Raw genomic sequence first — 21,307 nt, 5'->3', positions numbered from 1 at the left:
TTGGTGATCGCCGCCGTCAGCGACGTCTTGCCATGGTCGACGTGGCCAATCGTGCCGATGTTCACGTGAGGCTTGTTACGCTCGAATTTACCTTTGGCCATAATCGTTCTCCGTCTATTCTACCCGCTTGGGGGAAATTGTTATTCGCTCTTCAGATCCGGCACCGCGAAGGGACGCGATCCGGCGGCTAAGGAACCCTTACGCGTATTTCTTCTGGACTTCCTGGGCCACCGCCGTAGGGACCGGCTCGTAGTGATCGAACTGCATCGTGTAGGCCGCACGGCCCTGGCTCATCGAGCGCAGGTTGTCGACGTACTTGAACATGTTGGCGAGCGGCACCATCGCATTGATGACCACGGCCACGCCACGCGCTTCCTGACCCTGGATCTGGCCACGACGACCGTTCAGATCGCCGATGACGCTGCCGACGTAGTCTTCCGGCGTCACCACTTCGACCTTCATGATCGGCTCGAGCAGCTGCACGCCAAGCTTGGGTGCGGCCTCACGGAAACAGGCGCGGCCGGCGATTTCGAAGGCCAGAACGCTGGAGTCCACGTCGTGGTAGGCACCGTCGATCAGCGTCGCCTTGACGCCGATCATCGGGAAGCCCGCGAACGGACCCGAGGTCATGACGCTGTTGATGCCCTTTTCGACACCGGGGATGTATTCCTTCGGCACAGCGCCGCCAACGATCTTGGTTTCGAACTGGAACTCGCTGCTGTCCGGGTTCGGTTCGAAGACGATCTTGACGCGAGCGAACTGACCGGTACCGCCGGTCTGCTTCTTGTGCGTGTAATCCTGCTCGTGCCTGCGGGTGATCGTCTCGCGATAGGCCACCTGCGGAGCGCCGACATTGGCCTCGACCTTGAACTCGCGACGCATGCGGTCGACGATGATGTCCAGGTGAAGTTCGCCCATGCCGGAAATGATGGTCTGGCCGCTTTCCTCGTCGGTCTTGACACGGAAGGACGGATCCTCGGCAGCCAGGCGGTGAAGGGCGAGGCCCATCTTTTCCTGGTCGTTCTTGGTCTTCGGCTCGATGGCGATCTGGATGACCGGATCGGGGAATTCCATGCGCTCGAGAATGACCGGATGCAGCGGATCGCTCAGCGTGTCGCCGGTGGTCGTGTCCTTGAGACCGGCAAGAGCAACGATGTCGCCGGCAAAAGCCTCTTCGACGTCAGCGCGCGAGTTCGCATGCATCTGCAGCATGCGGCCGATGCGCTCTTTCTTGCCCTTCACGGTGTTGTCGACCGAGATGCCCTTGGTGAGCTTGCCCGAATAGATGCGGGCAAAGGTCAGCGAACCGACGAACGGGTCGTTCATGATCTTGAAGGCGAGCATCGACAGCGGCTCGTTGTCGTCGGCATGACGCTCGATCTCGGCGTCGGTCTTGGCATCGACGCCCTTGATGGCGGGAACATCGGCCGGCGACGGCAGATATTCGACGACGGCGTCGAGCAGCGGCTGCACGCCCTTGTTCTTGAAGGCCGAGCCACAGAACATCGGGTAGAACTTGACCGCGATGGTGCCCTTGCGGATCAGCGCACGGATCTCGTCATTCGACGGCATCTTGCCTTCGAGGTAATTCTCAAGCGCCGTCTCGTCCATTTCGACGGCGGCCTCGATCATCTTCTCGCGGTATTCTTCGGCACGAGCCTTGAGATCGTCCGGGATCTCGACGACATCCCAGGCAGCGCCCAGCGTCTCGTCGCGCCAGACCAGCGCATTCATCTCGACGAGGTCGACGACACCCTTGAACTCGGTCTCGGCGCCGATCGGCAGCTGCATGACAACGGCATGCGCGCCGAGGCGCGAACCGATCATCTCGACCGAGCGATAGAAGTCGGCACCGATCTTGTCCATCTTGTTGCAGAAGATCATGCGCGGAACGCGATACTTGTCGGCCTGGCGCCAGACGGTCTCGGTCTGCGGCTCAACGCCGGCATTGGCATCGAGCAGCGCAATGGCGCCGTCGAGAACGCGCAGCGAACGCTCAACTTCGATGGTGAAGTCGACGTGGCCGGGAGTGTCGATGATGTTGAAGCGGTGCATCTTGCCGTCACGAGCCTTCCAGAAGGTCGTGGTCGCGGCGGACGTGATGGTGATGCCGCGCTCCTGCTCCTGCTCCATCCAATCCATGGTGGCAGCGCCGTCGTGGACTTCGCCGATCTTGTGCGACTTGCCCGTGTAGTAGAGGACGCGCTCGGTGGTCGTCGTCTTGCCGGCGTCAATATGCGCCATGATACCGAAATTGCGGTAGTCTTCGATTTTGTATTCGCGGGCCATCGTAGCTGCCTCTCAGTCTCGTTCGCGCTTTACCAGCGGTAGTGCGCGAAAGCGCGGTTGGCTTCAGCCATCTTGTGGGTGTCTTCACGCTTCTTGACAGCCGTGCCGCGGTTGTTGGCCGCATCCATCAGCTCGCCGGAGAGGCGGTCGACCATCGTGGTCTCGTTGCGATTGCGGGCCGCCGCGATCAGCCAGCGAATGGCCAATGCCTGGCGGCGCTCGGGGCGCACGTCGACCGGAACCTGGTAGGTGGCGCCACCGACACGACGCGAACGCACTTCAACATGCGGCGCGACATTGTCGAGCGCCTGATGGAAGACGGTGACCGGCTCCTGCTTGGTCTTCGACTGAACCTGGTCGAGCGCGCCGTAGACGATTGTCTCGGCGACCGACTTCTTGCCGTCATACATGACGGCGTTCATGAACTTGGTGACGATCAGATCGCCGAACTTCGGGTCCGGATTGATCTCACGCTTTTCTGCACTGTGACGACGCGACATGGCTTTTGTCTCTCAATCTCATAGCCCGACGCACTCAAGAAGCGCCAAGGCCGGAAAATCTTACTTCGGACGCCCCTTACTTCGGACGCTTGGCGCCGTACTTCGAACGGCGCTGCTTGCGGTTCTTCACACCCTGCGTGTCGAGCACGCCGCGGATGATGTGGTAGCGAACGCCCGGAAGATCCTTGACGCGGCCGCCGCGGATCATGACCACGGAGTGCTCCTGAAGGTTGTGGCCTTCGCCGGGGATGTACCCGATCACTTCAAAACCATTGGTCAGGCGGATCTTGGCCACCTTGCGCAGCGCCGAGTTCGGCTTCTTCGGCGTCGTTGTATAGACGCGCGTGCAGACGCCCCGCTTCTGCGGGTTCTGCTGCATGGCCGGGACCTTGTTGCGCTTCACCGGCGCAATGCGCGGCTTGCGGATCAGCTGGTTGACGGTAGGCATTAAACCCTCTTGTCTCTCAATTCCGTGTCTCGCCCGGTCAGGGCCGCTCAAAGCGTCATTTCCATACGCAAATTCGGGCCATAAACCGCGCCTCGCGGTCTTGCCCGAACAAAAGGCAGAGGAAGCGGAAGCCGCTTCGTGCACGCCGGAAATGTCTTTTCGCTCGTAAAACGAACCCTGTTTGAGGCAAACTCCAAAGCGTGTCGCTTCGGAAGGGAGAGCCTCACATCGGTTCTGACTGGGCGGCTTCTACTCGTAAGACCGCGGACCGTCAAGCCCGGAGCACCAAATATTGCACGCCGACCAAGGATTGGCAGCCATGCGAAAACCGCATGTAATTTTCTTTCGCATTTTTGCAAGAGCGAGGAAGAAAGTGACAAGCCTTCAGGCAAAGTGAATGGGTTTGCGCTGTTGCGCGGCCTTGCTTCATGCGAAAAGGCCGCATGAGCAGTCAAAACCCCCTCGCCCGCCCACCCGCTGCCAAGAGGAATCGGCCCGTGAACGACAACGAAGAACGCCCGGTCACCATCATCACCGGCCGGGTGTGGAAGAAAAAAGGCGGCAAACCGGAAGGCGTCCACGTCATGCTGGTTGCGCCCGACGACGATTCGGCGGTGCGCCGGGCACTCGAATCGCTTGCCGCCGAAGGGTACGCCGAGGCGGAGCTCGACCAGATCGGTGACATGGACGGCATCCCCGACGAAGAGCCGCATATCTCCGCCTTCCAGGGCGCGCTCGAAGGCGAAGTGTCGATCGTTACCTTCGACGTGCCGATCTGACCCCGACCTCCCGGTCCAGCTTTCGAATCGGCTACCGAGACGAATCGGCGACCGAGGCCTTCCCAGCCGAAAAAAGGTGTGCACTGCCGCTCGAGGAAGGCTGAGCTTGCCTGCTCGGCTTCGGCTTGCCTGGGGCAAGTGTTCTGATAAGAAACCATCACCATCATCAAACAGACGGAGCGGCCGTGTCCCAGCCCATCAAGATAGGCATCGTCGGCGTCGGCAAGATCGTCCGCGACCAGCACCTGCCGGCCCTGGCGAAAGACCAGGACTATCGCCTCATCGCGGGCGCCAGCCGTCACGGCAAGGTAGATGACATCGCGAATTTTTCTGACATCGAAGCCATGATCGACGCGGTGCCCGAACTCGAGGCCGTATCGCTCTGCATGCCGCCGCAGTTCCGCTACGACGCGGCGCGGACGGCGCTGATAGCAAAGAAACATGTCTTCCTGGAGAAGCCGCCTGGCGCCACTGTCAGCGAGGTCGAGGACCTCAAGACATTGGCCGCGCAGAACGGCGTCTCGCTGTTCGCCAGCTGGCACTCGCGCTATGCGCCGGCGGTCGAGGCCGCGCGCGCATTTCTCGACACGTCCAAGATCAAGTCGGCCGCCATCAACTGGAAGGAAGATGTGCGCCGCTGGCACCCGAACCAGGAATGGATCTGGGCGCCCGGTGGTTTTGGCGTCTTCGATCCCGGCATCAACGCGCTGTCGATTGCGACCCATATCCTGCCGGCGATGTTCATCACCTCGGCGGTGCTGGATTTTCCCGAAAACCGCGCCTCCCCGGTTGCCGCGCGCGTCGCCTTCCGCACCTCGAATGGATTGCCGGTGACGATGGATCTCGACTGGCTGCAGACCGGCCCGCAAAGCTGGGACATCCTGGCCGAGACCGACAAGGGCGCCATGGTGCTGTCGGGCGGCGGGTCGAAGCTCGCCATCGACGGCAAGGTAGTTCATGACGAGCCGGAGGCCGAGTACCCGATGCTCTACAAGCGCTTCGCCGAGATCGTGCGTGCCGGGACCTCAGATGTCGACCTCGCGCCCCTGCAGCATGTCGCCGACGCCTTCATGCTCGGCAAGCGCAACGTGGTCGAGGCGTTCTTCGATTGAACAGGGACGGCTTGGCTGTTCGCCGATCGGCCGTCACTCCACGATCGCAATGGCAAAGCCGTCATAGCCTTTGGCGCCAACGGTCTGGATGGCGGTGCCGTCCAGACGCTTCTCGCTGCCGATGAACGAGAATGCGGCGCGTGCCCCTTCGACATTGGCGTCGCGGCCATCTTCATTCACCACGGCTCCATCGCGTATGACGTTGTCGCAGACGATGACGGTTCCGGGCCGCGACAACCGCATGGCCCAGGATAGGTAGTGCGGATTGTTCGGCTTGTCGGCATCGATGAAGATGATGTCGAATGGCCCGGCATTCTCGGCGCCAAGTGCTGCAAGCGACTGCAGCGCCGGACCGACCCGTAGTTCCACCCGCTCCAAGACGCCTGCCCGCTCGAAATTCGATCGCGCGACAGCGGCATGGTGCGGATCGAGTTCAAGCGTCACGATCTTGCCGCCGGCAGGCAGTGCGCGCGCCATCCAGATGGTCGAATAGCCGCCCAGCGTGCCGATTTCGAGAACCTTCTTGGCTCCCCGCATCCGCGCAAGAAGGGAAAGCAACTTGCCCTGCGCCGGCGACACGTCGATCGCCGGCAGGCCCTGATCGTGGTTGGCCGCCAGAACGGCATCAAGCACGGGGTCCGCCTCAAACAGGGAACCGACGATGTAGTCGTCGACTGCCGCCCAGCTTCTTTTGCTCATCGCTTTCTTCTCCGATCCAATTGGAGACCTAAACGCGAAAAGGGGCCATTCGGCCCCTTTTCCTCTTCTCTTTCCGTCCGCTTACTGCGCGGCGGTTGTCATGTCGGCCAGCATCGGCTCGGCGACTTCCACACCCGAGGCCTTGCGGCGCTCGTCGATGATCAGTTCGTCGCGCGAGGTGGCGATGCGCCGAATCTGGCTCATCGTGCCGCCGGTGCCGGCCGGGATAAGCCGGCCGACGATGACGTTTTCCTTCAGTCCCTGCAGCATGTCGGTCTTGCCGGCAACCGCGGCTTCCGTCAGCACTCGGGTCGTCTCCTGGAAGGAGGCGGCCGAGATGAAGGATGGCGTCTGCAGCGATGCCTTGGTGATGCCCAAGAGCACCGGCAGGCCTTCGGCCGGCTTCTTGCCGTCCTCGACCAGACGCTCGTTGACCTCTTCCAGTTCGATCACGTCGACATGATCGCCCGGAATGTAGGTCGAGTCGCCCTGCACCGTGATCTCGACCTTCTGCAGCATCTGGCGAACGATGACCTCGATGTGCTTGTCGTTGATCTGCACGCCCTGCAGACGATAGACTTCCTGGATCTCGTTGACGAGGTAGGAAGCAAGTGCCTCCACGCCCTTGATCGCCAGGATGTCGTGCGGCGCCGGATTGCCGTCGAGGATGTAGTCGCCCTTCTCGATGACGTCGCCGTCCTGGAGATGGAACGGCTTGCCCTTCGGGATCAGGTATTCGACCGGCTCAAGCGTCGAGTCATGCGGCTCGATGATGATGCGACGCTTGTTCTTGTAGTCGCGGCCGAAGCGGATCGTGCCGTCGATCTCGGCGATGATGGCGTGATCCTTCGGACGACGTGCCTCGAACAGTTCGGCAACACGCGGCAGACCGCCGGTGATGTCCTTGGTCTTGGCGCTTTCCATCGGAATACGCGCCAGCACGTCGCCGGGGCGAACCTGCGAGCCCGGCTCGACCGAAAGAATGGCCTCGACCGAGAGCAGGAAGCGGGCGTCGCCGCCCTTCGACAGCTTGCCGACCTTGCCCTTGGCGTCCTGGATCGCGATCGCCGGCTTCAGGTCGTTACCGCGTGGCGTCGAGCGCCAGTCGATGACCTCACGCTTGGTGATGCCGGTCGACTCGTCGGCCGTTTCCTGAACGGAAATGCCGTCGACCAGATCCTCGTACGACACCCTGCCCTCGATTTCGGTGAGGACTGGACGGGTATAGGGATCCCACTCGGCGATACGCTGGCCGCGCTTCACCTTGTCACCATCGTCCACGAAGATGCGCGAACCATAGGTGAGACGGTGCGAGGCGCGTTCCTTACCGGCTTCGTCGAGGATCAGCACCGCCATGTTGCGGCCCATGACCATCTGCTGGCCGTCGGAGTTGCGCACCACGTTGCGGTTGCGGATCTCGACCTTGCCCTCATACGAGGCTTCAAGGAACGAGCTGTCCACCACCTGCGCGGTACCGCCCATGTGGAAGGTACGCATGGTGAGCTGCGTGCCCGGCTCGCCGATCGACTGCGCCGCGATGACGCCGACGGCTTCGCCCTGGTTGACCGGGGTGCCGCGGGCCAGATCGCGACCGTAGCAGACCGCGCAGACGCCAACCCTGACTTCGCAAGTCAGTGCCGAGCGGATGCGGACCGACTGGACGCCGGCCTTTTCGATCTGTTCCACGTCACGCTCGTCCATCAGCGTTCCGGCCTTGACCAGGATCTCGCCCGACACCGGATGTGTGATGTCGTCGAGCGACGTACGGCCCAGCACGCGCTGGCCGACCGAAGCGACGACCTGACCGGCATCGACGATCGGCTGCATGGTGAGGCCCTTGTCGGTGCCGCAGTCGACGGAGTTGACGATGCAGTCCTGCGCCACGTCGACCAGACGACGGGTGAGGTAACCCGAGTTCGCCGTCTTCAAGGCGGTGTCGGCCAGACCCTTGCGGGCGCCGTGGGTCGAGTTGAAGTACTCGAGCACGGTCAGGCCTTCCTTGAAGTTCGAGATGATCGGCGTTTCGATGATTTCACCCGACGGCTTGGCCATAAGGCCGCGCATGCCGGCAAGCTGACGCATCTGGGTGGGCGAGCCACGCGCACCGGAGTGCGACATCATGTAGATCGAGTTCATCGGCTTTTGACGGCCATTGTCCTCGAACTCGACCGCCTTGATGCGGGCCATCATTTCGTCGGCGACCTTTTCCGAGCACTTGGCCCAGGCGTCGACGACCTTGTTGTACTTCTCGCCCTGCGTGATCAGACCGTCATTGTACTGCTGCTCGTATTCCTTGGCCAAAGCCTCGGTGTCGGAGACCAGCTTGATCTTGGCATCCGGGATCAGCATGTCGTCCTTGCCGAACGAAATGCCGGCACGGCAGGCATGGCTGAAGCCGAGCGCCATGATGCGATCGCAGAAAATGACCGTCTCCTTCTGACCGCAATGGCGGTAGACGGTGTCGATCATCTTGGAGATGTTCTTCTTGGTCATCTCCTGGTTGGCGGTCTCGTAAGGCACGTTGACGTTCTTCGGCAGAAGCTCGCCGATGATCATGCGGCCAGGCGTGGTGTCATGGATCTTCGACACGACCTTGCCTTCGGCGTCGACCGTACGGAAACGACCCTTGATCTTGGAGTGCAGCGTCACCGCCTTGGTCTCGAGCGCGTGCTGGAGTTCGCCCATATCGGCAAACACCATGCCTTCGCCCGGCTCGTTCTGGTTGACGATCGAGAGATAGTAGAGACCCAGAACCATGTCCTGCGACGGCACGATGATCGGCGCGCCGGAAGCCGGGTGCAGGATGTTGTTGGTCGACATCATCAGCACGCGGGCTTCAAGCTGCGCTTCCAGCGACAGCGGCACGTGAACGGCCATCTGGTCGCCGTCGAAGTCGGCGTTGAAGGCCGTGCAGACCAGCGGGTGCAGCTGGATCGCCTTGCCCTCGATCAGGATCGGCTCGAACGCCTGGATGCCGAGACGGTGCAGCGTCGGCGCACGGTTCAGCAGCACCGGATGCTCGCGGATGACCTCGTCGAGGATATCCCAGACTTCCGGACGCTCCTTTTCGACCAGCTTCTTCGCCTGCTTGACGGTCGAGGAGTAACCCTTGGCGTCGAGACGGGCGTAGATGAAGGGCTTGAACAGTTCGAGCGCCATCTTCTTGGGCAGGCCGCACTGGTGCAGCTTGAGCTCCGGACCGGTCACGATGACCGAGCGGCCGGAATAGTCGACGCGCTTGCCGAGCAGGTTCTGACGGAACCGGCCCTGCTTGCCCTTGAGCATGTCGGACAGCGACTTCAGCGGACGCTTGTTGGCGCCGGTGATGACGCGGCCGCGGCGGCCGTTGTCGAACAGCGCATCGACGGCTTCCTGCAGCATGCGCTTTTCATTGCGCACGATGATGCCGGGAGCGCGCAGCTCGATCAGCCGCTTCAGACGGTTGTTGCGGTTGATGACGCGGCGATAGAGGTCGTTCAGATCCGACGTGGCGAAGCGGCCGCCGTCCAGCGGGACGAGCGGGCGCAAGTCCGGCGGGATCACCGGAACCACCTTCATGATCATCCATTCCGGACGGTTGCCGGATTCCATGAAGTTCTCGACGACCTTGAGCCGCTTCAGATACTTCTTCTGCTTCAGCTCGGAGGTGGTCGAAGCCAGTTCCGAACGCAGGTCGCCGGCGATCTTCTCCAGGTCCATGCCGGCCAGAAGGTCGTGAATGGCCTCGGCGCCGATCATGGCGGTGAACGAATCCTCGCCATACTCGTCGACGGCGATCATGTACTCTTCCTCGCTGAGCAGCTGGTGCTCCTTCAGCGCGGTGAGGCCAGGTTCGGTGACGATGTAGTTCTCGAAGTAGAGGACGCGCTCGATGTCCTTCAGGGTCATGTCGAGCAGCGTGCCGATGCGCGACGGCAGCGACTTCAGGAACCAGATATGGGCGACCGGTGCCGCCAGCTCGATATGGCCCATGCGCTCGCGGCGAACGCGCGACAGCGTGACTTCAACGCCGCACTTCTCGCAGATGACGCCCTTGTACTTCATGCGCTTGTACTTGCCGCACAGGCACTCATAGTCCTTGATCGGGCCAAAAATGCGCGCGCAGAACAGACCGTCACGCTCCGGCTTGAAGGTGCGGTAGTTGATGGTCTCCGGCTTCTTGATCTCGCCGAAAGACCAGGACAGAATCTTCTCAGGGCTGGCAAGCGATATCCGGATGGAATCGAACACCTGCGCAGGCGCCTGCGGATTGAAGAGATTCATGACCTCTTGGTTCATGCCGTTCTCCTTTTCGGGATCCTCGAAGACCCCTTGCATCTAGTCGCGAGCCAAACGCCCGCCGTCGTGTGTCGGCCACCGGCCGAAGAATTTGGTGCGCTCGGTCGCGATTTCCGCGACCGAGCGTCTTGTTTACTCGGCCGCGTCGGGCAGCCGGACAGGGTTGTCGTCGAGCTTGGTGTTCTCCAGCTCGACATTGAGGCCGAGAGACCGCATTTCCTTGACGAGAACGTTGAAGCTCTCGGGGATGCCGGCCTCGAAGGTGTCGTCGCCACGGACGATCGCCTCGTAGACCTTGGTACGGCCGGCGACGTCGTCGGACTTCACCGTCAGCATTTCCTGCAGCGTGTAGGCGGCGCCGTATGCTTCGAGCGCCCAGACTTCCATCTCGCCGAAGCGCTGGCCACCGAACTGCGCCTTGCCGCCCAGCGGCTGCTGCGTGACGAGCGAGTACGGACCGATCGAACGCGCGTGGATCTTGTCGTCCACGAGATGGTGAAGCTTGAGCATATATATGTAGCCCATCGTCACCTTGCGATCGAACGGCTCGCCCGTGCGTCCGTCATAGAGCTGCGACTGACCGCTGGTGTGCAGGCCCGCCTGCTCCAGCATGATGTTGATGTCAGCCTCATGCGCGCCGTCGAACACCGGGGTCGCGATCGAGACGCCGCGGCGCATCTGCTCGCTGAGGCGAACGATGCTCTCGTCGTCATAGTCACGAACCGGCTCGTTGCGGTCGTTGGCCGGGATGAAGCTCTCGAGCGTCTTGCGCAGCGGCTTGATGTCGCCGGCTGCCTTGTACGTGTCGATCAGCTCGCCGATCTTCCTGCCCATGCCCGCGCATGCCCAGCCCAGATGCGTTTCCAGGATCTGGCCGACATTCATGCGGCTCGGCACACCCAGCGGGTTGAGCACGATATCGGCATGCGTGCCGTCCTCGAGGAAAGGCATGTCCTCGACCGGAACGATCCGCGACACGACACCCTTGTTGCCGTGACGGCCGGCCATCTTGTCGCCGGGCTGCATCTTGCGCTTCACGGCCACGAAGACCTTGACCATCTTCATGACGCCCGGAGGCATTTCGTCGCCGCGCTGGACCTTCTCGACCTTGTCCATGAAACGCTGTTCGAGCGCCTTCTTGGAATCGTCGTACTGGCCACGCAGGGCTTCGAGTTCGCTCTGGAGCTTTTCGTTCTCCACGGCAAACTGCCACCACTGCGAACGCGGATACTCGTCGAGCATATCCTTGGACAGCGTCGAGCCCTTCTTGAAGCCCTTCGGTCCAGCGATCGCTTCCTTGCCGACGAGCACGTCGGAAAGACGCGCATAGACGTTACGGTCCAGGATGGCCTGCTCGTCGTCGCGGTCCTTGGCGAGGCGTTCGATCTCCTCGCGCTCGATCGCCATGGCGCGCTCGTCCTTCTCCACACCGTGGCGATTGAAGACGCGCACCTCGACGACGGTGCCGAAAGTGCCAGGAGGCATGCGCATCGAGGTGTCGCGCACATCGGATGCCTTTTCGCCGAAGATGGCGCGCAGAAGCTTCTCTTCCGGCGTCATCGGGCTTTCGCCCTTCGGCGTGATCTTGCCGACCAGGATGTCGCCCGGCTGAACTTCGGCACCGATATAGACGATGCCGGCTTCGTCGAGGTTCTTCAGCGCTTCTTCCGAGACGTTTGGAATATCGCGCGTGATTTCCTCCGGCCCGAGCTTGGTATCGCGCGCCATGACCTCGAACTCCTCGATGTGGATCGAGGTGAAGACGTCATCGGCGACGATGCGTTCGGACAGGAGGATCGAGTCCTCGTAGTTGTAGCCATTCCACGGCATGAACGCGACCAGCACGTTGCGGCCGAGCGCCAGATCACCGAGCTCGGTCGACGGACCGTCGGCGATGATGTCGCCCTTGTTGACGAGGTCACCCATGCGAACCAGCGGACGCTGGTTGATGCAGGTGTTCTGGTTCGAACGCTGGAACTTCATCAGCCGGTAGATGTCGACGCCGGACTTGCCCGGATCGAGATCTTCGGTAGCGCGGATAACGATACGCGTCGCATCCACCTGGTCGACGATGCCGCCGCGGCGGGCGCCGATGGCAGCGCCCGAGTCACGGGCAACGATCGGCTCCATGCCGGTGCCGACGAACGGCGCCTCGGCGCGCACCAGCGGCACGGCCTGACGCTGCATGTTCGAGCCCATCAGAGCGCGGTTGGCGTCGTCGTTTTCCAGGAACGGGATCAGGGCCGCGGCCACCGACACCATCTGCTTGGGCGACACGTCCATCAGATCGACGTTTTCGCGCGGCGCCATCATCACTTCGCCGGCACTGCGGCAAATGACGAATTCGTCGACGAAACCACCGTTCTTGTCGAGCTCGGCGTTGGCCTGCGCGACATGGTGCTTGGCCTCTTCCATCGCCGAGAGATAGACGACGTCATTGGTCAGCTTGCCGTCGACGATCTTGCGGTACGGGCTCTCGATGAAGCCGTACTTGTTGACGCGTGCGAAGGTGGCCAGCGAGTTGATCAGACCGATATTCGGGCCTTCCGGCGTCTCGATCGGGCAGATGCGGCCGTAATGCGTCGGGTGCACGTCGCGCACTTCGAAGCCGGCGCGCTCGCGGGTCAGACCGCCCGGTCCAAGCGCCGAGAGGCGGCGCTTGTGGGTGATCTCCGACAGCGGGTTGGTCTGGTCCATGAACTGCGACAGCTGCGAGGAACCGAAGAACTCGCGCACGGCGGCAGCCGCCGGCTTGGCGTTGATCAGGTCCTGCGGCATGACCGTGTCGATCTCGATCGAGGACATACGCTCCTTGATCGCGCGCTCCATGCGCAGCAGGCCGACGCGGTACTGGTTTTCCATCAGCTCGCCGACCGAACGCACGCGGCGGTTGCCGAGATTGTCGATGTCGTCGATCTCGCCCTTGCCATCGCGCAGTTCAACCAGCGTCCTGACCACGGCCAGGATGTCGTCCTTGCGCAGCACGCGCACGGTGTCCTCAGCCTTGAGCTCGAGGCGCATGTTCATCTTGACGCGGCCGACGGCTGACAGATCGTAGCGCTCACTGTCGAAGAACAGCGAGTTGAACATGGCTTCGGCGGTTTCGAGCGTCGGCGGCTCGCCGGGGCGCATGACACGATAGATGTCGAACAGCGCGTCCTGGCGGCTCTCGTTCTTGTCGACGTTGAGCGTGTTGCGGATATAGGCGCCGACATTGACGTGGTCGATGTCGAGAACCTTGATCTCGTCTTCGCCGGTGCCGAGCAGAACCTTCAGCGTCTTCTCGTCGATCTCGTCCCCGGCTTCGAGGAATATCTCGCCGGTGGCGTAGTTGACGATGTCCTCGGCCAGGTAGTTGCCGAGCAGATCCTCGTCGGTCGCCTTGATCGCCTTCAGACCCTTTTCGCCAAGCGCCCGAGCCTGACGTGCCGTGATCTTCTTGCCGGCTTCGACGACGACTTCGCCGGTATCGGCATCGACCAGGTCGCCGACGGCCTTGAGGCCGCGGAAACGCTCCACGTTGAACGGAATGCGCCAATGGTCGCCGGCGCGCTTGTAGGTGATCTTGTTGTAGAAGGTCGACAGGATCTCTTCGCCGTCCATGCCGAGCGCCATCAGCAGCGACGTCACCGGAATCTTGCGGCGGCGATCGATGCGGGCGTGCACGACGTCCTTGGAATCGAACTCGATATCGAGCCACGAACCGCGATAGGGGATGACGCGCGCGGCAAACAGAAGCTTGCCCGACGAGTGCGACTTGCCCTTGTCATGGTCGAAGAAGACGCCCGGCGAGCGGTGCATCTGCGAGACGATGACGCGCTCGGTGCCGTTGACGATGAAGGTGCCATTCAGCGTCATGAGCGGCATGTCGCCCATGTAGACGTCCTGCTCCTTGATGTCCTTGATGGACTTGGCGCCGGTATCCTCGTCGATATCGAACACGATGAGGCGCAGCGTCACCTTGAGCGGCGCGGCATAGGTCAGGTCGCGCTGACGGCATTCGTCAACGTCGAATTTCGGTCCTTCGAACTCATACTTCACGAACTCCAGCATCGAGGAGCCGGAAAAATCGGAGATCGGGAAGACCGACTTGAAAACAGCCTGCAGTCCCTCGTCCGGACGCCCACCCTTGGGCTCCGCCACCATCAGGAACTGGTCATAGGATGCCTTCTGAACCTCGATCAGGTTCGGCATCTCCGCAACTTCCGGAATCTTTCCGAAGAACTTGCGTACGCGTCTGCGGCCATTGAAAGTCTGGGTCTGGGCCATCGTCGCTCCTTAGCTCTAAACTCGGGACGAGCCTCGCCGCGGCTCGCCTTGCATGCTGGGCCACCTTGGCGGCAACCCTCTGTCTGTTTTCCCGGCGCCTGTCGGCGGCCGGCTAGAACGGGAGAAAACCCGTTTCCTGAAGGCCGGTTTTCGGCCCTCAGGAAAGAGGTTCTCGTAGATCTCGCGTTACGCGCACTCCCTTCGGGCGAAGGGAGTGGCGGACGGCGCGAGGCCGCCCGCCGCTTTTACGCTTACTTCAGTTCGACCTTGGCGCCGGCTGCTTCCAGCTGGGCCTTGAACTTGTCAGCGTCGGCCTTGGAAACGGCTTCCTTGACCGGCTTCGGAGCCGCTTCGACCAGGTCCTTGGCTTCCTTGAGGCCAAGACCGGTGATGGCGCGGACTTCCTTGATGACGTTGATCTTCTGAGCGCCTGCCTCGGTGAGGACGACGTCGAATTCCGTCTTTTCCTCGACCGGAGCAGCAGCGGCCGCACCACCGCCAGCGGCGGCAACAGCCACCGGAGCAGCGGCGGAAACGCCCCACTTTTCTTCCAGAAGCTTCGACAGCTCAGCCGCCTCGAGGACGGTCAGCTTCGAAAGGTCGTCTACGATCTTTGCGAGATCAGCCATTGTTGTGTTCCTTCATAAGGTTCGAACGTGTGTTTGTGATAGCGAGGAACGGCCTCATGCCGCCTCGTCCTTCCGGGCGTAAGCGCCGATGACGCGCGCGACCGAAGCCGCTGGCGCATTGACGATCTGGGCGATCCGGGTTGCCGGCGTGGCGATCATGCCAACCAGCCTGGCGCGCAGCTCATCGAGCGACGGAAGTGTGGCGAGTGCCTTCACACCGTCGGCATTGAGCGAGGTGGTGCCCATTGCGCCACCGAGAATGACGAGCTTGTCATTTCCCTTGGCGAAATCGGACGCGACCTTCGGCGCCGCAATCGGATCCTCCGAATAAGCAATCAGCGTCTGTCCCTTGAACAGCTCGATGATCGATGCGGAGTCCGTGCCCTGAAGAGCGATTTTGGCGAGACGGTTCTTCGCGACTTTGACGGTGCCACCGGCGGCGCGCATTTTCGACCGAAGGTCGTTCATTTGCGCGACGGTGATACCGGCGTAGTGGGCCACGACCACTGAACCTGCGTTCGAGAACGCACCGTTCAGGCCCGTGACGAGTTCGCGTTTTTCCGCTCTGTCCACTGCCTATCTCCAGTTGACCCCAATCCTGTTAACGGGAACATCCCATTGACGAGGACAGGCGTCGGGTTGCCTTTTGTCGGCCGGGCCATCCAGTAACGGATCTCCCGAACGACGCTCGAGGATCCTGCCCCCTTTCGCCACATCGACAGTCAAGCCGGCGATGCGCAGACAAAAGGCAAACACGGTTCGAACCTTTCATTGGAGCAATCGCTCCGTTGTCCGGTCTTCACCCGTCTCATGCAGGCCCAAATCGAATTAAGGCTTCTGGGCCGCCTGCAATCTCGGACAGGATGTCCGGAAGCCTTTCGACTTCCGGCACCGGGCCACCAACTAGGTCGGAGGCCCGGAATTCACTTGCGGATCAGCCGCTTAGCGGCCGATCCAAATGTTCGTATCAGGACGCGTTGAGCGTCGCGACGTCGAGCTTGAGGCCCGGGCCCATCGTCGAGGTGACCGACACCTTCTTGACGTAGTTGCCCTTGGCGCCAGTCGGCTTTGCCTTGGTCACCGCATCGGCGAAGGCGCGGATGTTCTCTTCCAGCGCCTTGACGTCGAACGAGACCTTGCCGACGCCGGCATGGACGATGCCAGCCTTCTCGACACGGAACTCGACGGCGCCGCCCTTGGATGCCTTGACGGCGGCGGCAACGTCGGTGGTGACGGTGCCGACCTTCGGGTTCGGCATCATTCCGCGCGGGCCGAGCACTTTGCCCAGACGACCGACCAGCGGCATCATGTCCGGCGTGGCGATGCAGCGATCGAAATCGATCGTGCCCTTCTGGACGATGTCGACCAGATCCTCGGCACCAACGATGTCGGCGCCGGCGGCGCGCGCTTCGTCGGCCTTGTCGCCACGGGCGAACACGGCGACACGCACCGATCGGCCGGTGCCGTTCGGCAGGTTGACCACGCCGCGGACCATCTGGTCGGCATGGCGCGGGTCGACGCCGAGATTCATGGCGACTTCGATGGTCTCATCGAACTTCACCGAGGAACGGTCCTTGAGCAGCTTCAGCGCATCACCCAGGGCATAAGCCTTGTTGGGATCGATGCCTTCGCGGGTCTTCGATACACGCTTTGCAATCTTTGCCATGATCTTAGCCCACCACTTCCAGACCCATCGAGCGGGCGGAGCCCTCGACCATGCGCATGGCCGCTTCGACGTCGTTTGCGTTCAGGTCTTTCATCTTCGCGGTGGCAATCTCGCGGACCTTGTCACGCGAAACCGTACCGGCCTTGACCTTGCCCGGCTCCTTGGAACCGGACGTCAGGTTCGCTGCCTTCTTCAGGAAGTAGCTCACCGGCGCCGTCTTCATGACGAAGGTGAAGGACTTGTCCTGATAGTAGGTGATGACGACCGGAACCGGCGATCCCTTTTCCATTTCCTGGGTCTGCGCGTTGAACGCCTTGCAGAACTCCATGATGTTGATGCCACGCTGACCAAGCGCCGGGCCGATCGGGGGAGACGGCGTAGCCGATCCCGCTTTCACCTGGAGCTTGAGCTGGCCTGCAATTTTCTTAGCCATCTCTTTTCCTGCCTTTGTCTATGCCGGTCATGCCGGCGGTTGCAGTCTGGTGGTGCGATCCATGCGGCCGGCTAAAGCCGCATTCGTCTCCCACCGTTCTCAGGCCGCGCTTCCGCGCCGCCTCCCCTGATCGCCAAACCGGCGTCAGGGATTTCGGATCAGCCCTTTTCGACCTGTCCGAATTCCAGATCGACCGGCACGGCGCGCCCGAAGATCGAAACTTCCACCTTGAGCCGCGCCCGCTCCTCGTCCACTTCCTGGACGAAACCGTTGAACGACGCGAAGGGACCATCCGAAACGCGGATCGCTTCGCCGATCTCGAACGTGACCGAGGGCTTGGGCCGCTCGACGCCTTCCTGCACCTGGTTCAGGATGCGCTGCGCTTCCGCCTCGGTGATCGGCACCGGCTTGGAGTCACCCAGGAAGCCGGTGACCTTCGGTGTGTTCTTGACCAGCGAGAACACAGCGTCGGTCAAATTCGCCTTCAGCAGCACATAGCCCGGGAAGAACTTGCGCTCGGCATCGACCTTGCGGCCGCGGCGAACTTCGACGACCTTCTCGGTCGGAACCACGATCTGGTGGATGTCGGCGGACAGGCCCTTCTGCTTGGCCTTGTTCTCGATATCCTCGGCGACCTTCTTTTCAAAGTTCGAATAGGCGTGGACGATGTACCAGCGCGCGGTCATTTCAAGACTTCTCCGTAATCGCCGGACTTAGCGTCCGATGCCCAGAATCTGTTCGACCGCAAGGCCCATGAGCTGATCGGCGGTGAAGAAAAAGATCATCGCGATCACTGCGAAGGCCAGAACCATCACCGTCGAGATCATCGTTTCGCGCCGCGACGGCCAAGTCACCTTGGCGGTCTCCGCGCGGACCTGCTGGAGAAAGACGAAAGGATTTGTGGTTTTCGAAGCCATATGCCGCTCTGTCTTCAAGACCCGTTGGCCGGGTCTCCTGGATGATCCCGCTGGCCGGGACGTACCGCCTGAGCGAATTTCGCGCCGAATCAGCGCAATCATTTCGCCCATGCAAATCAGACGCGTAAAGCCGGTTTCCCAGCTCCACGCGTCGCGCGTCTGTTTCGTCTACATAAAACCGATTCTTGATCCACGCAAGTGGCAAGTCTCCGCTTTATGACCAAACACCGCCTCGGAACCATCCAGTCGTTCCGTCCCGGCTATGGCGCTCTTATGCCCCAATCGGGCTAATATGGCAAGCGGGTCGCCGATTTTCAAAGGGCAGACCGCAGAAATGTCGCTGATGGCCACACGAAACAATTCCGAAAGCCTAAGCAAAGCGGCTTGGGCGGAACTTGGCAAGCAGCGGGTGCTCTCTTCCGGTGGCGATCTCGTCGGCAATGAGTTCACCGGCGATCAGGCCAAGCGTCGCGCCGCTGTGGCTGAAGGCGACGTAGTATCCCTGGATATCTTTCAACAAGCCGAAGACCGGCTCGCCGTCGCCCGGAATCGGCTTGGGGCCGACACCATAACTCTCCAATTCCAGCTTTGGATGTCCCTCGAGGACCTTCGCGGCTTGTTCAAGAAGTCCATCAATCGTCGAGCCCTTCACCCCATAGGTGCCGTCTGCATTGATGATTACCTCTTCTTCCGACCAGGCGGAATCGAGCGCGAGGGCTCCGTCCGGCGTCGGGCGGATGGCGACGCGCGGCGTGTTGAGCACGGCCCGAAGAGCCAAATCGACCGGCTTGGTCCTGACCAGCAGCGCGATCGGCGTCCCATCCTCGATATGGTGGCCTGTGGCCGCAACCATTCGCGGCACATCACTGCCGGTCGCCAGGAGGACTGCATCGGCAGGAAAGTCGATGCCGCTGGTCGTGGTGGCGCCAGTGGCACGACCATCGACAACCGTGACCGTGGCCCTGCCGGCATCGGTGACCAGTCGCCCGCCGCGCTCCACGAACTCCGCAATTAATGCATCGATCAGCGATGGCAGGTCGACCCAGCCTTCCCCTGGGTTGAAAATGGCTCCCTGCGGCGTGACGGCGCCTGCGGCAACGCCTGGTGTGACCGCCGCTATGGCGGCCGCGGTCAGGTGCTGTGCGTCATAGCCGAGATCCTTTTCATGGGCGAAGACATCAGCAATCTGGTTCGAGGCGTCGTCCGCATCCCATGTCAGGCCGCCATCGAAACGCAGCCACGCAGCATCCGGATATCTCGCCGACAACGTCCGGTAGCGGTCGATACCGATCATGCGCAAGCGATGATACTCAGCCGACCGCTTGCGCGCTGAATTGAGCCAGGAGAGCGAGCGGCCCGACGCCCCCTTGGCAAGCGGTCCATCGTTGACGAGGATCGTTTCGATGCCAAGCCGCGCGAGATGAACGGCTGTGGAGACACCGAAAATGCCGCCTCCGACAACGACGACCTTCGAGACCGGATGCGATGTAACCATGAGATGTTCTTTCACTGTGTAGAGAGTGGATTGAGCGACCGAAGGCGTTCCACGCATATCGGCCAGATGGCGATGCGGATCACAGCACTTCGGCGAGGAAGTGCTTCAAGCGCGCGCTTTTGGGAGTGTCGAAGATCGCAGCGGGCGTGCCGGCCTCGATGACACGGCCCTCATCCATGAAGATGACCTGATCGGCGACCTTGCGGGCAAAACCCATTTCATGGGTCACCACGACCATTGTCATGCCACGTCGGCCGAGGTCAGCCATCAGGTTGAGAACGCCCTTCACCAGTTCCGGATCGAGAGCGCTCGTCACCTCGTCGAACAGGATCACCTCAGGGTCCATTGCCAGTGCACGGGCGATTGCCACCCGCTGCTGCTGGCCACCGGAAAGACTGCCGGGACGATGGTGTTTGCGTGCGGCAAGGCCAACATCGGCGAGGCGCGCCTCGGCGATGCGCTCGGCTTCCCGCACCGGAAGGCCCTTGACCTTGGTCAGCGACAGCATGACGTTTTCCAGGGCTGTGTGGTCGGGAAACAGGTTGAACTGCTGGAACACCATGCCGACACGCCGGCGCAGCTTTTCGGGCTTCATCGCCAGGATGCTCGCGCCATCGAGCAGCACGTCACCGCCCTTGGGCTCGACCAAGCGGTTAAGGCAGCGCAGCAAGGTCGACTTGCCCGACCCTGACGGACCGATGACGCAGGTGACCGTGCCCGGCTTGACCGTCAGGCTGACGCCCTTCAGGACATCGAGATCGCCATAGGCCATGTCGAGATTGGTGACGGCGAGACTACCACCCTTGAAGCGTGAAAGCGCCGAGCTGTCTTCAGGGCTGGCCTCGGAGAGCGGGCTGCCGACGGCGCTCTCCAGTTCGCTCACCTCGGCAAGGCCGCTGGTGACGAGGCCTGCCTTTTGCTTTCCGACCCGCAGCGAGTTGTCGATGTAATTAACCACGTGGGTCAACGGCACGGTGATCACGAGATAGAACACGCCGGCCAGCAGCAATGGCGACAGGTTTCCGGTGACCACCGCCTGGTCCTGACCGACGCGGAAAATCTCGCGCTCCGATGCGAGCAGACCGAGGAAGTAGACGAGGCTCGAATCCTTGACGTTGCCGATGAACTGGTTGACCAGCGCCGGCAGGACGCGGCGGATGCCCTGCGGGATGACGATCAGGCGCATGCCCTGCCCGTAGCTCATGCTGAGCGCCCGGCAGGCTTCCATTTGCCCGCGCTCGACGCTCTGGATGCCCGAGCGGAAGATTTCGCCGATATAGGCGCCGGCGATCAGGCTGAGGGCCAGAATGCCGAGCGGAAAGGGCGAAGGCCCAAAGATTTCACGGCCGATGCGCGCAAAGCCCTGGCCGATCAGAAGGATCGTGACGATCGCCGGAAGGCCACGGAAAATGTCCGTGTAGACCCGGGCCGGAATGCGCAGCCAGCGCGATTGCGAGATGCCCATGACTGCCAGGATCATGCCGAGCACGACACCCAGCACCGTGGATGCGGCCGCGAGGATCAAGGTGTTCTTCAATCCGATGGTGATCATGCTTGGCAGCACGTCCGCCATGGCTTGCCAGTCAAGGAAACTGCGCCGCAAGTTTTCAAGCCAGTTCATTCGGCCCCCTTTCGGTTGCGCTGTCCGCATCGTCCGACATCAAACGCGGCAGCGCGTGGTCCGGGGGCCGGCCCCCCAACCCCCGGGGGGGGGGGGGGGGAGTTGTGTGGGGGGGTTTTGTGGGGGGAGGGGGGCGGGGGGGGCCCCCGGAATGTTTTAAAGAAAAACCGCC

General features: G+C 61.9%; 17 protein-coding genes. 2 read left to right on the top strand and 15 right to left on the bottom strand.

Annotated elements, in window-relative coordinates; translation table 11 throughout:
- From NKJ11_RS32825 to rpsL, 4 genes are all read right to left on the bottom strand, one after another.
- On the bottom strand, window positions 1–101 hold a 101-nt coding region (locus NKJ11_RS32825), incomplete at its 3' end, for a GTP-binding protein (RefSeq protein ID WP_031249078.1).
- Window positions 102–198: 97 nt separating this feature from the next.
- On the bottom strand, window positions 199–2,289 hold the full coding sequence (gene fusA, locus NKJ11_RS32820; protein ID WP_352613513.1) for an elongation factor G: 2,091 nt from the start codon (window positions 2,287–2,289) through the stop codon (window positions 199–201).
- A gap of 29 nt (window positions 2,290–2,318) precedes the next feature.
- Window positions 2,319–2,789 (bottom strand): 30S ribosomal protein S7, encoded by a 471-nt coding sequence (gene rpsG, locus NKJ11_RS32815; RefSeq protein WP_008875664.1) that lies wholly within the window; start codon window positions 2,787–2,789, stop codon window positions 2,319–2,321.
- Between the two features lie 76 nt (window positions 2,790–2,865).
- The gene (gene rpsL, locus NKJ11_RS32810; protein WP_006333356.1) at window positions 2,866–3,237 is read right to left on the bottom strand and encodes a 30S ribosomal protein S12; all 372 of its coding nucleotides are present in this window, start codon (window positions 3,235–3,237) and stop codon (window positions 2,866–2,868) included.
- Window positions 3,238–3,734: 497 nt separating this feature from the next.
- Here rpsL and NKJ11_RS32805 point away from each other — a divergent pair, with 497 nt between their 5' ends.
- Window positions 3,735–4,016 carry a transcriptional regulator gene (locus tag NKJ11_RS32805; protein WP_013531420.1) on the top strand — a complete coding sequence of 94 codons (282 nt, stop codon included), beginning with the start codon at window positions 3,735–3,737 and terminating at the stop codon, window positions 4,014–4,016.
- A gap of 185 nt (window positions 4,017–4,201) precedes the next feature.
- Window positions 4,202–5,128: a Gfo/Idh/MocA family protein gene (locus tag NKJ11_RS32800; RefSeq protein WP_352613511.1), complete on the top strand. Its 927-nt coding sequence runs from the start codon at window positions 4,202–4,204 to the stop codon at window positions 5,126–5,128.
- 33 nt (window positions 5,129–5,161) lie between these two features.
- Here the strand turns inward: NKJ11_RS32800 and NKJ11_RS32795 are convergent, their stop codons facing one another.
- From NKJ11_RS32795 to NKJ11_RS32745, 11 genes are all read right to left on the bottom strand, one after another.
- Entirely contained in the window at window positions 5,162–5,827 is a 666-nt protein-coding gene (locus tag NKJ11_RS32795) for an O-methyltransferase (protein ID WP_352632505.1), read from the bottom strand.
- Between the two features lie 81 nt (window positions 5,828–5,908).
- On the bottom strand, window positions 5,909–10,105 hold the full coding sequence (rpoC, locus tag NKJ11_RS32790; protein ID WP_023814289.1) for a DNA-directed RNA polymerase subunit beta': 4,197 nt from the start codon (window positions 10,103–10,105) through the stop codon (window positions 5,909–5,911).
- A gap of 132 nt (window positions 10,106–10,237) precedes the next feature.
- Window positions 10,238–14,374 (bottom strand): DNA-directed RNA polymerase subunit beta, encoded by a 4,137-nt coding sequence (gene rpoB, locus NKJ11_RS32785; protein ID WP_352613507.1) that lies wholly within the window; start codon window positions 14,372–14,374, stop codon window positions 10,238–10,240.
- Window positions 14,375–14,625: 251 nt separating this feature from the next.
- Window positions 14,626–15,003: a 50S ribosomal protein L7/L12 gene (rplL, locus tag NKJ11_RS32780; RefSeq protein WP_027038853.1), complete on the bottom strand. Its 378-nt coding sequence runs from the start codon at window positions 15,001–15,003 to the stop codon at window positions 14,626–14,628.
- Window positions 15,004–15,057: 54 nt separating this feature from the next.
- Window positions 15,058–15,576 (bottom strand): 50S ribosomal protein L10, encoded by a 519-nt coding sequence (gene rplJ / locus NKJ11_RS32775; RefSeq protein ID WP_013531412.1) that lies wholly within the window; start codon window positions 15,574–15,576, stop codon window positions 15,058–15,060.
- 394 nt (window positions 15,577–15,970) lie between these two features.
- Complete coding sequence (gene rplA, locus NKJ11_RS32770) at window positions 15,971–16,669, bottom strand: 50S ribosomal protein L1 (protein ID WP_013531411.1); 699 nt, start codon at window positions 16,667–16,669, stop codon at window positions 15,971–15,973.
- A 4-nt stretch (window positions 16,670–16,673) separates the two neighbouring features.
- Window positions 16,674–17,102, bottom strand: coding sequence for a 50S ribosomal protein L11 (gene rplK / locus NKJ11_RS32765; RefSeq protein WP_013531410.1), 429 nt, complete (start codon window positions 17,100–17,102; stop codon window positions 16,674–16,676).
- Window positions 17,103–17,260: 158 nt separating this feature from the next.
- Window positions 17,261–17,788 carry a transcription termination/antitermination protein NusG gene (nusG, locus tag NKJ11_RS32760; protein WP_013531409.1) on the bottom strand — a complete coding sequence of 176 codons (528 nt, stop codon included), beginning with the start codon at window positions 17,786–17,788 and terminating at the stop codon, window positions 17,261–17,263.
- A gap of 27 nt (window positions 17,789–17,815) precedes the next feature.
- Window positions 17,816–18,019 carry a preprotein translocase subunit SecE gene (gene secE / locus NKJ11_RS32755; protein WP_013531408.1) on the bottom strand — a complete coding sequence of 68 codons (204 nt, stop codon included), beginning with the start codon at window positions 18,017–18,019 and terminating at the stop codon, window positions 17,816–17,818.
- 370 nt (window positions 18,020–18,389) lie between these two features.
- Window positions 18,390–19,514: an NAD(P)/FAD-dependent oxidoreductase gene (locus NKJ11_RS32750; RefSeq protein WP_023814287.1), complete on the bottom strand. Its 1,125-nt coding sequence runs from the start codon at window positions 19,512–19,514 to the stop codon at window positions 18,390–18,392.
- A gap of 79 nt (window positions 19,515–19,593) precedes the next feature.
- Complete coding sequence (locus NKJ11_RS32745) at window positions 19,594–21,135, bottom strand: amino acid ABC transporter permease/ATP-binding protein (RefSeq protein ID WP_023814286.1); 1,542 nt, start codon at window positions 21,133–21,135, stop codon at window positions 19,594–19,596.
- Window positions 21,136–21,307 lie beyond the last annotated feature (172 nt).

It is taken from the genome of Mesorhizobium sp. M0243 (assembly GCF_040321775.1).
Taxonomy (GTDB): domain Bacteria; phylum Pseudomonadota; class Alphaproteobacteria; order Rhizobiales; family Rhizobiaceae; genus Mesorhizobium.
Note: the sequence above shows the minus strand (reverse complement) of the source record. Positions and strands in the feature narration are given on the sequence as shown.

Excerpts from the sequence above, each read along its gene's own strand:
- rpsL (WP_006333356.1), bottom strand. The coding sequence starts at position 3,237 with ATGCCTACCGTCAACCAGCTGATCCGCAAGCCGCGCATTGCGCCGGTG.
- nusG (WP_013531409.1), bottom strand. The coding sequence starts at position 17,788 with ATGACCGCGCGCTGGTACATCGTCCACGCCTATTCGAACTTTGAAAAG.
- rplA (WP_013531411.1), bottom strand. The coding sequence starts at position 16,669 with ATGGCAAAGATTGCAAAGCGTGTATCGAAGACCCGCGAAGGCATCGAT.
- NKJ11_RS32795 (WP_352632505.1), bottom strand. The coding sequence starts at position 5,827 with ATGAGCAAAAGAAGCTGGGCGGCAGTCGACGACTACATCGTCGGTTCC.
- rpoB (WP_352613507.1), bottom strand. The coding sequence starts at position 14,374 with ATGGCCCAGACCCAGACTTTCAATGGCCGCAGACGCGTACGCAAGTTC.
- rpsG (WP_008875664.1), bottom strand. The coding sequence starts at position 2,789 with ATGTCGCGTCGTCACAGTGCAGAAAAGCGTGAGATCAATCCGGACCCG.
- rplL (WP_027038853.1), bottom strand. The coding sequence starts at position 15,003 with ATGGCTGATCTCGCAAAGATCGTAGACGACCTTTCGAAGCTGACCGTC.
- fusA (WP_352613513.1), bottom strand. The coding sequence starts at position 2,289 with ATGGCCCGCGAATACAAAATCGAAGACTACCGCAATTTCGGTATCATG.
- secE (WP_013531408.1), bottom strand. The coding sequence starts at position 18,019 with ATGGCTTCGAAAACCACAAATCCTTTCGTCTTTCTCCAGCAGGTCCGC.
- rplK (WP_013531410.1), bottom strand. The coding sequence starts at position 17,102 with ATGGCTAAGAAAATTGCAGGCCAGCTCAAGCTCCAGGTGAAAGCGGGA.
- NKJ11_RS32750 (WP_023814287.1), bottom strand. The coding sequence starts at position 19,514 with ATGGTTACATCGCATCCGGTCTCGAAGGTCGTCGTTGTCGGAGGCGGC.
- NKJ11_RS32745 (WP_023814286.1), bottom strand. The coding sequence starts at position 21,135 with ATGAACTGGCTTGAAAACTTGCGGCGCAGTTTCCTTGACTGGCAAGCC.
- rpoC (WP_023814289.1), bottom strand. The coding sequence starts at position 10,105 with ATGAACCAAGAGGTCATGAATCTCTTCAATCCGCAGGCGCCTGCGCAG.